Raw genomic sequence first — 12,171 nt, 5'->3', positions numbered from 1 at the left:
AACTGCCCGTTTTTTTATTGCGATCTTTAGGGTTTAAAAATCATCGTCCTTGTCGAAGCGGCGAGCTTCACGCTGCAGTTGGTACACAAACCGCTCGACCTGACGCTGCACCAGCCCGCTCATGTTATGAAAGCGTACGCCGGCGAAGGTGGTGTTGATCCTTTCTTCGAAGTGCAGGTAACGCAGTTCCACCGAGGTGGTCATGCTGCCAAAGGGCAGGGCGGCGATAAAGCGGTCGTAGACCTGGCCCAGTTGCAGGCGCTCGGAGATGTCCCCTTCGAAACGCAATTTGCAGCCGGTGGCGGAAATGTCCAGCAACTTGCCACTGATGGGGGCCTTGAGTTTCTCGCCACCCAGTTCGACGCTGACCAGTTGCGCCAGCTTCAGGGCGGCGCGGAAGGCGTTGCGACGCTGATGGTAGATCACTTCGTCGGGCATGCTGCCGCGGTAGATGCGGTGGCCGCCAGCTTCGTCGATGGTCAGGGTGCCGTTGCTTTCCCAGGCCACTCGCACGCCATCGTGGAAACCTTCGATGCGGAAAGCTTCGCCATTCTCAAGGTAGCGTTCGCCGTCCCGCGGGATCATTTCGTCCAGGGCCAGCGTCTTGCTGTCGCGGTCGATTTCCACCAGGTAGCTTTGAAAGCGTTGGTTGCGTTCGTGGAAGGTGATGATCAGCGGATCATGGCTCTCTTGTAGCATCCGCAAGGTGCCCGCGATTTCCAGCGGCGTGGTGAGTACCTTGGGTGGCTGCGGAGCATCTTCCGCGTTAGGGGCGTTGAACACGGTTCTTCCATCTCCAGACAAAATACGACTACACGCAAGTGCTTTCATTTTGCCAGCATGTAGCGCGCCTTGGATAGGGCGCGCGTGAGCTGGTTTCAGGCTTGGCTGCGGGTGCTTGGCTTGGCCAGGCGTGAAGTGGAGCCTTGAGCGTTGTAGAGGGCCGGAGGCTCGCCGCCGTGGAGGATACGCAACTGATTGGCGGTGGTGGCTTGTTGCAGCTGGATCGCCTGGCCGTTGACGAGGTTGGTTTCCTGGCACAGGGTCAGCAATTGGTTGAGTTCTTTGCTTTGGGCCAGTAACTGGTCGCCCACCGTGGAGTGGCTGGCGAGTTGTTCCAGGCCTTTGTGGTCGGCCGGGAGGCCCAGGCTGACGAGAATCTGGCTGCGCTTCTTGCCGTGCTGCTCCAGCAGGACGATCAGCGATTGCTTGCGCGCCAGGATTTCTTCCAGCATGCGCATGTCCCGCCCGAACAGGGCCAGGGACTCTTCTCGAAGTAGCTCCAGCAACTGCTGTGCGGGAGGCAGGTCTTCAATGATCAGTTGTAGCAAGTTTTCGTCGTGCATGGCTGGCCTTGGGTTTTAAGCGTCCAAAAGCCTGGCGCAGGCCTTTGCCTAGCGCTCGGCTTCGAAGTTAAGCAGCTTGCTGGCTACACGGTTGCTGTCGACCTTATAGCTGCCATCCGCAATCGCCTGCTTCAATTCAGCCACGCGGGCTTTATTGACAACTGGCTGATCGCTCAGCGAGTCAGTGACCTTCTGCAACTGTTGAGCCTCATTGCTCAGGTGTACCGATTCCCCGCTTTGGCTCGCACCGGCCTGTTCTGTCTTGGCAGGCAGAGGCTGGGACTTGGCTTCAACGCTGTCTTTGGCACCGTTGGTGCGCGAAGAGCCGGGCGTTGGCAGGGCGTTATTCAAACGACTGAAATCGATGACCATGTTAAAAAAACCTCTGGGTATTTGGACGCTTGCCATGTTTTCGGCCATACCCGGACAAACTTTAGGCTCGATTGACAATAAACCTATACGCGATGCCGCTTTGCGCACAGTGTAGGAAAAGCCGGCGTCCGATGCCAGTGATCTATAAAGCCACCTCAACTTGCCCCGGTGCTGTCACTCGGGCCTTGATCACACGGTTGGAGTTGAGGTTCTTCACGCGAATCTGTTCACTCATGCCGCCATTGGAGAGGGCTTCCCCCGGCATTTTTACATTCAGGCCGCCGCTGCTGGCGGAGATCACCACCTGGTCACCTTTGCGCACCACTTCGGCCTGTTCAAGATGGACCAGGGTAATCACCTGGTCGGTGACCATTGGTCGGGTAAGTTTCTGCCCAAGCGCCTGATCCAGGGAGGTGAGATAGCCCTGATTGATCAGGCTGATGTCCCGTTCGCGCATCGCTATGTCCCCATCACCAATGATTCCGGTGCGTTTCAGCGGGCGTGTCACCACCACGACGTCGCGGAACAATTTGACCTGGGCCGGCACAAACACTGTCCAGGGCGAGGCGCCTTCGCAGCGCACCTTCACGGTCACGCGCCCGATGGGCTGGGCGGGGCTTTCCAGGGAAGCTGTCAATTCTCTGTCACACATGGGCATGCGCAAGCGGGGATCCAACTGGTTGACCTGGATTTCATAGCGGCCCGGTGTCTGCGTCGTCGCCAGATAATCTTCTACAGTGAACTCAAGAAAGCCTTGAGTGACGCCGATAAGTAGATCAGGCAAGGTGACGTTATCGGCGCGGGCCGGCTGGCCCGTAGCCAAGGCAAGCAACGCCATCGAGACGCAGAGCAATCTGCGGTACTGTGGGGATCGGAGGCGTCGGGAAACTGTCGTTTTGATGTCCATGGCCAATAAAAAAGCAAAGCTCGTGCCGTTTAGTGTTGGGTACGCGTCGTACCCCTAAGTTTTAGCGTAGGAGTCTGTGCATGGCCGGTGTAATGGATTCAGTGAACCAGCGCACACAGCTGGTGGGGCAGAATCGCCTGGAGTTGCTGCTGTTCCGTCTGGACGGCAAGCAGCTCTACGGGATTAACGTCTTCAAGGTTCGAGAAGTACTGCAGTGTCCCAAGCTGACAATCATGCCCAAGTCCAGCCCGGTGGTTTGCGGTGTGGCCAATATCCGTGGCGCGACCATCCCGATTCTTGACCTGGCCATGGCCACCGGTTCGTCGGGTTTGCAGGATCGCGAGAGTCCGTTCGTGATCATCACCGAGTACAACACCAAGACCCAGGGCTTCCTGGTGCGCTCGGTGGAACGCATCGTCAACATGAACTGGGAAGAGATCCATCCGCCGCCCAAAGGCACCGGCCGCGATCACTACCTCACGGCAGTGACGCGGGTCGACAACCAGTTGGTGGAAATCATCGACGTGGAGAAAATCCTCGCCGAAGTGGCTCCGACCTCGGAGTCGATATCGGTGGGTGTGGTAGACGCCGAAACCGCGCACAAGGCGATCTCGCTGCGGGTGCTGACGGTGGACGACTCCTCGGTGGCGCGCAAACAGGTGTCCCGTTGCCTGCAGACGGTTGGCGTTGAAGTGGTGGCGCTCAATGACGGTCGACAGGCCCTGGATTACCTGCGCAAGCTGGTGGATGAGGGCAAGAAGCCGGAAGAAGAATTCCTGATGATGATTTCCGACATCGAGATGCCGGAAATGGACGGCTACACCCTTACGGCCGAGATACGCAACGACCCACGCATGCAAAAACTACATATCATCCTGCATACTTCGTTGTCGGGTGTATTCAATCAGGCGATGGTCAAGAAGGTCGGTGCCGATGACTTCCTGGCCAAATTCCGCCCTGATGACCTGGCATCCCGGGTAGTCGACCGGATCAAGGCAGCAGATCACGGCTAGGGGCCTTTTCCCTGGCGGTCACACGATTTAAGAGGCGGTATCATTGTCTACGGGTAATTTGGATTTCGAACAGTTCCGGGTCTTCCTGGAAAAAGCCTGTGGCATATTGCTCGGTGAAAACAAGCAGTACCTGGTATCCAGCCGTCTCAACAAACTGATGGAGCAGCAAGGCATCAAGTCCCTCGGGGAGTTGGTGCAACGGATCCAGGGTCAGCCGCGCAGCGGGCTCAAGGAGATGGTGGTCGATGCCATGACCACCAACGAAACCTTGTGGTTTCGCGATACCTATCCGTTTGAAGTGCTCAAGAACAAGGTGCTGCCTGAGGCGATCAAGGCCGCACCCGGCCAGCGCCTGCGCATCTGGTCGGCGGCTTGTTCATCGGGGCAGGAACCGTATTCGATTTCGATGTCCATCGATGAGTTCGAGCGAACCAACATGGGCCAGTTGAAGGCCGGGGCGCAAATTGTGGCCACGGATTTGTCCGGCACCATGCTCACCAACTGCAAGACCGGTGAGTACGACAGCCTGGCATTGGGGCGCGGGTTGTCTCCGGAGCGCTTGCAGCGGTTCTTCGATCCTAAAGGCGCGGGGCGCTGGGCGGTCAAGGCGCCGATCAAGAGCCGGGTGGAGTTTCGCTCGTTCAACCTGCTGGACAGTTATGCCAGCCTGGGCAAGTTCGACATGGTGTTCTGCCGCAACGTGCTGATCTACTTCTCGGCCGAGGTGAAGAAGGACATTCTGTTGCGCATCCACGGCACCCTCAAGCGCGGAGGCTACCTGTTCCTGGGCGCTTCCGAGGCGCTGAACGGTTTGCCGGATCATTACCAGATGGTGCAGTGCAGCCCTGGGATCATTTACCAGGCCAAGTGATGAATGCATGAACAAAAAAGGGAGGCCCGCACAGGCCTCTCTTTTTTTATGGCCGCAAAGCGGCAAGCCCTCATTGCCGCTTTACTGGCGTTTCGCGGAAACCCTTTGCCGCTTTTCTGGCATTGCCGCCGGCAATTCCTCCGCAAACCCTTGATTTACGGCGCTCAAGCAACTTGGCATGGCCCTTGCTAAATCCTAGTTACGAAAAGCAGGTCAGCCCCTAAAGGTTTCCGCCATGAGCATCAGCTTCGATAAAGCGCTCGGTATCCACGAACAAGCCCTGGGCTTCCGCGCCCAGCGTGCCGAAGTCCTGGCCAACAACATCGCCAACGCCGACACCCCGAACTACAAGGCTCGGGACCTGGACTTCTCTGCCGTGCTTGCCGCACAGCAAGACAAGACCAAGAACGGCACCTTCGCCCTGAACATGACCAACAGCCGTCATATCGAAGCGCAAGGCCTGGGCAATGGTGACGAGTCGCTGCTGTATCGCACGCCGATGCAACCGTCGATCGACCAGAACACCGTGGACGCGCAACTGGAGCAATCGGCGTACGCCGAGAACTCGGTGAACTTCCAGGCCAGCTTCACCCTGCTCAACAGCAAATTCAAAGGGCTGATGTCAGCCCTGCGTGGAGAATAAGCCATGTCCCTCGCCAGTGTTTTCAATATTGCCGGTAGTGGCATGAGCGCCCAGACCACGCGCCTCAACACCGTCGCCAGTAACATCGCCAACGCCGAGACCGTGTCCTCGAGCATTGACCAGACCTACCGTGCCCGGCACCCGGTGTTCGCCACCATGTTCCAGGGCGGCCAAGGCGGCCAGAGCGGTAGCGGCGATTCGCTGTTCCAGAACCAGGATGCCGCGGGCCAGGGCGTGCAGGTGCTCGGTGTGGTCGAAGACCAGAGCAACCTGGATGCCCGCTACGAGCCGAACCATCCCGCCGCTGATGCCAAAGGGTACGTGTACTACCCCAACGTCAACGTGGTCGAGGAAATGGCAGACATGATTTCCGCCAGCCGCTCGTTCCAGACCAACGCGGAAATGATGAACACCGCCAAAACCATGATGCAGAAAGTCCTGACCCTGGGTCAGTGATAAGGGGCGCCAAATAATGGCCATTGTTGATACCAGTTCGACGAACACGGCGGTCCAGGACCTTTTCAATTCCAAGGTCAAGACGGCGACAGATAACAGCAGCGTCGCCGATGCAGCCAAGTCGGCGACGGGCAACCAGTCGTTGGGCAAGGATGCGTTCCTGCAACTGCTGGTCACCCAGCTGAAAAACCAGAACCCGCTGTCGCCCCAGGACAACGGCGCGTTCGTGGCACAGCTGGCTCAGTTCAGCAGCCTGGAAGGCATCAACACCCTGAACGACTCGGTGAATGCGATCTCCAGCAACTTCAGCTCCTCCCAGGCGCTGCAGGCGTCGTCGCTGGTGGGCCGCTCGGTGATCACCCAGACCGACAAGGCCATGGTCGACACCAGCAAGAGCATGACCGGTTCCGTGGCGGTGACGGCGGCGACGGGCAACGTCTCGGTCAAGATCACTGACAAGGACGGCAACGTCGTTCGCACCATCGACATGGGCGCCCAGAGCGCCGGCAATTCCAGCTTTGTCTGGGACGGCAAGAACGATGCGGGCGAGACGGCGGCTCCCGGCACCTACACCTTCAATGCCACCACCAAGAATGACAAGGGCGACTCGGTTGCCCTGCTCACCTCGCTGCCGGCAACGGTGACCAGCGTGACCCTGAGCCAGACCGGCGGCGAGATGCAGCTCAACCTGGCGGGCGGCATGGGCAGTATCAAGCTGTCGCAAATTCAGACTATCGGTACATAGAGCCGGCTAAATACGGCAAAAGGAGAGAACAATGTCTTTTAACATCGGCCTTAGCGGCCTCTATGCGGCCAACAAACAACTGGACGTGACCGGCAACAACATCGCCAACGTCGCGACCACCGGCTTCAAGTCGTCCCGCGCCGAGTTCTCGGATATCTACGCGGCGTCCAAGCTGGGCACCGGCCAGAACAGCATCGGCAACGGCGTGAACCTGGCGGCAGTGTCCCAGCAGTTCACCCAGGGTGACGTCAACAACAGCGGCGGCACGCTGGACATGGCGATCCAGGGCGGCGGCTTCTTCGTGCAGAAGGGCAGCGACGGTTCGCTGGAGTACACCCGTAACGGTGCCTTCCGTGCCGACAAAGACGGCTACATCACCAACAACACCGGCACCTCGCGCCTGCAAGGCTACGCGGCGGACGCCGATGGCAACATCCAGAAGGGCGCCCTGACCGACCTTCAGCTCAACCTGTCGTACCTGCCGCCGAAGGCTTCGAGCAAGGTGGATTCCACCAGTAACTTGAACTCGTCCTCGCCGGTGATCGACCAGACGGCGACCCCGTTTGATCCGACCAAGTCGGAGACCTTCACCACTCAGTACTCCACCACGCTCTACGATACCCAGGGCAACGCGCATCCGATGGTGCAGTACCTGGTGAAGACAGACTCCAACACCTGGAAGTCCTACACCCTGATCGATGGGCGCAACCCTGACGGCTCGCCGATCAGTGGCACCGGTGCTGACGTCAAGGCGCCTGTTGCCTCGACGCTGTCGTTTGATACCGCTGGCAAGCTCTCGGGGATCATCACCCCGCCAGCCACTGCTTCGAACACCACCCTGACCATTTCCGACTGGAAGCCGGGTGCCCTGGTCAATGGTGTCTGGACGTCTAACGGCGCGGCCGCCAACACAGACGGCGTGGCCGTCAATATGGCGAACATCACCCAGTTCAACTCGGCTACCTACCGCAACCCGCCGACCACCGACGGTTACGCCACCGGTCAAATCACCGGGCTGAAAATCGACGGCAGCGGTGTAATGTTCGCCACGTTCAGCAACCAGCAGAGCAAGGCCATCGGCCAGCTCTCCCTGGCCAGCTTCAACAACGAGCAGGGCCTGCAGCCAGCTGGCGGCACCACCTGGAAAGAAACCTTCGCGTCGGGCCAGCCGGGTTTTGATACCCCGCAAGTCGGCACCCTGGGTTCGATCGTGGCCAACTCCCTGGAGAACTCCAACGTCAACCTGACCAACGAGCTGGTGGACCTGATCAAGGCCCAGAGCAACTATCAGGCGAACGCCAAGACCATCTCCACCCAAAGCACCATCATGCAGACCATTATTCAGATGACCTGATGTTGTCGCTTTAAGCTGCAGCACTGGAAAAGCCCCTCGGTCGAGGGGCTTTTTTTTTGCCTGTCGATTGTCCTGTGCGGTCACCGGATGACATGTTTTTGGCGGAACGCCCTACGCCTGTTTTTCCACCTGCCAAGCCAAGAAAGCTGAGGTCAACGGGTGGAGAACAGGCTATGGCGAGTGTGTCGGTTTCGGGTGGTGTCGTCGGGGGCGTGGTTTTTTCAGGTCAGGGTATTGCGTGGTCGGGTCAGTCGGTCGATGGGAAAAATAAAGACGTCTCTAACGAGGAGACGGTCAAAAAACTCCTCACCGCGTTGGATGACGCCGAGAAAACCTCCAAGAGCCAGCTGGCTCAAGATCTGCGAGACAAGCTCAATGAAGTGCGAGAGGAGATCGGTGACGAGAAATTCAAGGAAATCCTCAACAAGCTGATTGAAGAGGCGTCCGGGCAGTGGCTTGAGTTTCTCAAGCAACTGCTGAAGTTGTTGTTTCCGGACCCGGATGACTCGCCACCAGCCCCTGCGCCGTCCCCTTCTCCTTCCCCAGGAGGCGGTGGCGGTGGAGGCGGCGGGGCTAGCAGAAATGATTTTGGCCCCAGCGAGTCGATGAGCAATAAGCCGATTACCGAGGGCGCCAAGCATTTCAACTACAAGCCGGACAACAGCAATCCCGGTAAAAAACCGGACAATATCTGGAGCGGATTCAGCCAGGGCCCTGACGGCAACTGCATCACCGTTTCAGCGATAAAGGCCGCGATGATGCAGTACGGCCAGAAGCCTACAGATGTTTTCAAGGAGGTAAAAGAAACCAGCAGCGGCTATGACGTGACCATGCGCGATGGTTTCAAGCTTTCTTTGTCCAGGGATGAGTTGAAAGAGGCGGCCACGCAGGCTCGTTTCAAGGGCGATGATCCCGCCATGATGACCGATGCCAACTTCATGTACGCCGCGAGTGCCAAGCGGGCGCAGATGGAAAACAACGACGGCACGGCCGGGAGGAGTTTCCAGGCGGCGATGGACAGCCTCAATAACGGCGAGTCCTCGCGCGAAGGGCTGGATCGTTTGGGGCTCAAAGGTCGTTACAGGCCCGCCACTGATGCCGAGTTGAGAAGCAGTAAGGTGGGGACGGTGGAATACGGCGGTCACTCGATGGCTGTGATCGATGGCCGGATAGAGTTATGGGGCCGGCGGGGCGGGGTGCCCCAGTCGGGCAACGCGACAGTATTGTTCTAGGCAAAAGAAAACCCCCGATACGCCATGGGCCTGTCGGGGGTTGTTCAGCCTTGGGTGGTTAAACCCAAGGGGGGGCTCAGCTTATTGGCAAGCTTCGCAATCCGGCTCGTCGATCGCGCAGGCTTTTGGCACTGGCGCCGGACCGGCAGGTGCTGCGAGAACCGAATCATCACCGTGGTTGCCGCCGCTGGAAACAGCGTTCAGCTTGCCGGTGTTGATGGTCGACTTCTCGGTGCTGGTGGCGGCCAGGGCACGGAGGTAGTAAGTGGTTTTCAGGCCACGGTACCAAGCCATGCGGTAGGTCACGTCCAGCTTCTTGCCCGATGCGCCGGCGATGTACAGGTTCAGCGACTGACCCTGGTCGATCCACTTCTGGCGACGGCTGGCGGCGTCAACGATCCACTTGGTGTCCACTTCGAAGGCAGTCGCGTAGAGCTCTTTGAGTTCTTGCGGGATGCGCTCGATCTGCTGCACGGAACCATCGTAGTACTTGAGGTCGTTGATCATCACCGAGTCCCACAGGCCGCGGGCTTTCAGGTCGCGAACCAGGTACGGGTTGATCACGGTGAATTCGCCCGACAGGTTCGATTTCACATACAGGTTCTGGTAGGTCGGTTCGATCGACTGCGACACGCCAGTGATGTTGGCGATGGTGGCGGTCGGTGCGATGGCCATGATGTTGGAGTTACGAATGCCTTTCTGCACACGGGCACGTACCGGTGCCCAGTCCAGGGATTCGTTCAGGTCAACGTCGATGTACTTCTGGCCACGCTGCTCGATCAGGATCTGTTGCGAATCCAGCGGCAGGATGCCTTTGGACCACAGCGAACCCTGGAACGTCTCGTAGGCGCCGCGCTCGTCGGCCAGGTCGCAGGAAGCCTGGATCGCGTAGTAGCTGACCGCTTCCATGGACTTGTCGGCGAACTCGACTGCTGCGTCCGAACCGTAAGGAATGTGCTGCAGGTACAGCGCGTCCTGGAAGCCCATGATGCCCAGGCCCACCGGACGGTGCTTGAAGTTGGAGTTCTGCGCCTGTGGTACCGAGTAGTAGTTGATGTCGATAACGTTATCGAGCATGCGAACGGCGGTGTTCACGGTGCGTTCCAGCTTGGCGGTGTCCAGCTTGCCGTTGACGATGTGGTTCGGCAGGTTGATCGAGCCCAGGTTGCAAACGGCGATCTCGTCCTTGTTGGTGTTCAAGGTGATCTCGGTGCACAGGTTCGAGCTGTGGACCACGCCCACGTGCTGCTGCGGGCTGCGCAGGTTGCACGGGTCTTTGAAGGTCAGCCATGGGTGGCCGGTTTCAAACAGCATGGACAGCATTTTGCGCCACAGGTCTTTGGCCTGGATGGTCTTGAACAGCTTGATCTTGCCCGGGTACTGGGACAGGGCTTCGTAGTACTCGTAACGCTCTTCGAAGGCCTTGCCGGTCAGGTCGTGCAGGTCGGGCACTTCGGATGGCGAGAACAGGGTCCACGGGCCGTCATCGAAGACACGCTTCATGAACAGGTCAGGGATCCAGTTGGCGGTGTTCATGTCGTGGGTACGACGACGATCATCACCGGTGTTCTTGCGCAGTTCGATGAACTCTTCGATGTCCATGTGCCAGGTTTCCAGGTAGGCACACACAGCGCCTTTGCGCTTGCCACCCTGGTTCACGGCTACAGCGGTGTCGTTCACTACTTTGAGGAACGGTACAACGCCTTGGGACTTGCCGTTGGTGCCCTTGATGTACGAACCCAGCGCACGCACCGGCGTCCAGTCGTTACCCAGGCCGCCCGCGAATTTGGACAGCATGGCGTTGTCGTGGATCGCGTGGTAGATGCCCGACAGGTCATCCGGCACGGTGGTCAGGTAGCAGCTGGACAGCTGTGGACGCAGGGTGCCGGCGTTGAACAGTGTTGGAGTCGACGACATGTAGTCGAAGGACGACAACAGGTTGTAGAACTCGATGGCACGGTCTTCTTTCTGCTTCTCTTCGATCGCCAGGCCCATGGCCACGCGCATGAAGAACACTTGCGGCAGTTCGAAGCGGATCCCGTCCTTGTGGATGAAGTAACGGTCGTACAGGGTTTGCAGGCCCAGGTAGGTGAACTGCTGGTCGCGCTCGTGGTTGATCGCCTTGCCGAGTTTTTCCAGGTCGAAGGTGGCCAGGATCGGGTTCAGCAATTCGAATTCAATACCCTTGGCGATGTACGCCGGCAGGGCCTTGGCATACAGGTCGGCCATCTCGTGGTGAGTGGCGCTGTCGGCGACGCCGAGGAAGCCCAGGCCTTCGGCACGCAGGGTGTCCATCAGCAGGCGCGCGGTCACGAACGAGTAGTTCGGCTCACGCTCAACCAGGGTACGGGCGGTCATCACCAGGGCGGTGTTGACGTCGGTCAGGGCCACGCCGTCGTACAGGTTCTTCAGGGTTTCGCGCTGGATCAGGTCGCCATCGACTTCTTCCAGGCCTTCGCAGGCCTCGGTGATGATGGTGTTCAGGCGGCCCAGGTCCAGTGGTGCGAACGTACCGTCGGCCAGGGTGATGCGGATCGACGGGTGAGCTTGTACGGCAGCTTCTTCGGCCGGGGAGCGTACGGCGCGTTCCTTGGCGCGGGAGTCACGGTAGATCACGTAGTCGCGGGCAACTTTTTGCTCGCCGGCACGCATCAGGGCCAGTTCGACCTGGTCCTGGATTTCTTCGATGTGGATGGTGCCGCCCGATGGCATGCGACGCTTGAACGTTGCGGTGACCTGTTCGGTCAGGCGCGCAACGGTGTCGTGGATGCGCGACGAGGCAGCAGCGGTGCCGCCTTCAACTGCAAGAAACGCTTTGGTGATCGCGACGGTGATTTTGTCATCGGTGTAAGGAACGACAGTGCCGTTACGCTTGATCACACGCAGTTGGCCGGGCGCGGTGGCGGACAGATCCAGGTTCGAATCAGCGGCCTGCGGCACGGAGCCTTGCGGGTTCTCGCGAGTTGTGTCGGTTTGCATGGGGGGTTGTCTCCACATTCTATATTTATTTGGGCACCATCACGGTGCCCACCGTTCCGTCCTGAAGCACTTACAACAGGCCAAGGGCCTGGCATAACAACTTCGGGACAGGAGGAAGGGAGCTGTTCGCGCCGCTTCCATGCCGAAGTCTTCGGTACAAGCTTGGGGCTCTTTACCGTATTCCTGGTGGGTGACAGTTTCGTACTGCAACACCCGTACCGTTTCTGCCTGATCGGGGCTAAAAACGGCTGCC

12 protein-coding genes are annotated in these 12,171 nt (G+C 59.0%); 7 read left to right on the top strand and 5 right to left on the bottom strand.

Going from position 1 to position 12,171, the window contains the following annotated elements; translation table 11 throughout:
• Positions 1-33: 33 nt before the first annotated feature.
• The 4 genes from D109_RS0104475 to flgA form a co-directional block, all read right to left on the bottom strand.
• Entirely contained in the window at positions 34-783 is a 750-nt protein-coding gene (locus tag D109_RS0104475; protein WP_017475861.1) for a flagellar brake protein, read from the bottom strand.
• Positions 784-878: 95 nt separating this feature from the next.
• A complete protein-coding gene (locus D109_RS0104470; protein WP_017475860.1) occupies positions 879-1,346 on the bottom strand; it encodes a flagella synthesis protein FlgN in 468 nt (155 codons plus the stop codon).
• Positions 1,347-1,394: 48 nt separating this feature from the next.
• Positions 1,395-1,718: a flagellar biosynthesis anti-sigma factor FlgM gene (gene flgM, locus D109_RS0104465; protein WP_003214254.1), complete on the bottom strand. Its 324-nt coding sequence runs from the start codon at positions 1,716-1,718 to the stop codon at positions 1,395-1,397.
• Positions 1,719-1,860: 142 nt separating this feature from the next.
• Positions 1,861-2,625: a flagellar basal body P-ring formation chaperone FlgA gene (gene flgA, locus D109_RS0104460; RefSeq protein ID WP_032868211.1), complete on the bottom strand. Its 765-nt coding sequence runs from the start codon at positions 2,623-2,625 to the stop codon at positions 1,861-1,863.
• Between the two features lie 80 nt (positions 2,626-2,705).
• Here flgA and D109_RS0104455 point away from each other — a divergent pair, with 80 nt between their 5' ends.
• The 7 genes from D109_RS0104455 to D109_RS0104425 all read left to right on the top strand — a co-directional run bounded on the left by D109_RS0104455 (position 2,706) and on the right by D109_RS0104425 (position 8,939).
• Entirely contained in the window at positions 2,706-3,638 is a 933-nt protein-coding gene (locus D109_RS0104455) for a chemotaxis protein CheV (RefSeq protein ID WP_017475858.1), read from the top strand.
• A gap of 43 nt (positions 3,639-3,681) precedes the next feature.
• Complete coding sequence (gene cheR / locus D109_RS0104450) at positions 3,682-4,509, top strand: protein-glutamate O-methyltransferase CheR (RefSeq protein WP_010165768.1); 828 nt, start codon at positions 3,682-3,684, stop codon at positions 4,507-4,509.
• 235 nt (positions 4,510-4,744) lie between these two features.
• Entirely contained in the window at positions 4,745-5,152 is a 408-nt protein-coding gene (gene flgB, locus D109_RS0104445) for a flagellar basal body rod protein FlgB (RefSeq protein WP_003214246.1), read from the top strand.
• A gap of 3 nt (positions 5,153-5,155) precedes the next feature.
• A complete protein-coding gene (flgC, locus tag D109_RS0104440; RefSeq protein WP_017475856.1) occupies positions 5,156-5,608 on the top strand; it encodes a flagellar basal body rod protein FlgC in 453 nt (150 codons plus the stop codon).
• A gap of 16 nt (positions 5,609-5,624) precedes the next feature.
• A complete protein-coding gene (flgD, locus tag D109_RS0104435; RefSeq protein WP_017475855.1) occupies positions 5,625-6,353 on the top strand; it encodes a flagellar hook assembly protein FlgD in 729 nt (242 codons plus the stop codon).
• 31 nt (positions 6,354-6,384) lie between these two features.
• On the top strand, positions 6,385-7,707 hold the full coding sequence (flgE, locus tag D109_RS0104430; RefSeq protein ID WP_017475854.1) for a flagellar hook protein FlgE: 1,323 nt from the start codon (positions 6,385-6,387) through the stop codon (positions 7,705-7,707).
• A 173-nt stretch (positions 7,708-7,880) separates the two neighbouring features.
• Complete coding sequence (locus D109_RS0104425) at positions 7,881-8,939, top strand: hypothetical protein (protein ID WP_017475853.1); 1,059 nt, start codon at positions 7,881-7,883, stop codon at positions 8,937-8,939.
• 81 nt (positions 8,940-9,020) lie between these two features.
• Here the strand turns inward: D109_RS0104425 and D109_RS0104420 are convergent, their stop codons facing one another.
• Positions 9,021-11,918, bottom strand: a complete 2,898-nt coding sequence (locus tag D109_RS0104420; RefSeq protein WP_017475852.1) for a ribonucleoside-diphosphate reductase subunit alpha — start codon at positions 11,916-11,918, stop codon at positions 9,021-9,023.
• Positions 11,919-12,171 lie beyond the last annotated feature (253 nt).

Origin of the sequence: Pseudomonas sp. PAMC 26793, assembly GCF_000313235.1 — a bacterium.
Classification (GTDB): domain Bacteria; phylum Pseudomonadota; class Gammaproteobacteria; order Pseudomonadales; family Pseudomonadaceae; genus Aquipseudomonas; species Aquipseudomonas yamanorum.
Note: the sequence above shows the minus strand (reverse complement) of the source record. Positions and strands in the feature narration are given on the sequence as shown.

Excerpts from the sequence above, each read along its gene's own strand:
- D109_RS0104470 (WP_017475860.1), bottom strand. The coding sequence starts at position 1,346 with ATGCACGACGAAAACTTGCTACAACTGATCATTGAAGACCTGCCTCCC.
- flgM (WP_003214254.1), bottom strand. The coding sequence starts at position 1,718 with ATGGTCATCGATTTCAGTCGTTTGAATAACGCCCTGCCAACGCCCGGC.
- flgA (WP_032868211.1), bottom strand. The coding sequence starts at position 2,625 with ATGGACATCAAAACGACAGTTTCCCGACGCCTCCGATCCCCACAGTAC.
- D109_RS0104455 (WP_017475858.1), top strand. The coding sequence starts at position 2,706 with ATGGCCGGTGTAATGGATTCAGTGAACCAGCGCACACAGCTGGTGGGG.
- flgB (WP_003214246.1), top strand. The coding sequence starts at position 4,745 with ATGAGCATCAGCTTCGATAAAGCGCTCGGTATCCACGAACAAGCCCTG.
- flgC (WP_017475856.1), top strand. The coding sequence starts at position 5,156 with ATGTCCCTCGCCAGTGTTTTCAATATTGCCGGTAGTGGCATGAGCGCC.
- flgD (WP_017475855.1), top strand. The coding sequence starts at position 5,625 with ATGGCCATTGTTGATACCAGTTCGACGAACACGGCGGTCCAGGACCTT.
- flgE (WP_017475854.1), top strand. The coding sequence starts at position 6,385 with ATGTCTTTTAACATCGGCCTTAGCGGCCTCTATGCGGCCAACAAACAA.
- D109_RS0104425 (WP_017475853.1), top strand. The coding sequence starts at position 7,881 with ATGGCGAGTGTGTCGGTTTCGGGTGGTGTCGTCGGGGGCGTGGTTTTT.
- D109_RS0104420 (WP_017475852.1), bottom strand. The coding sequence starts at position 11,918 with ATGCAAACCGACACAACTCGCGAGAACCCGCAAGGCTCCGTGCCGCAG.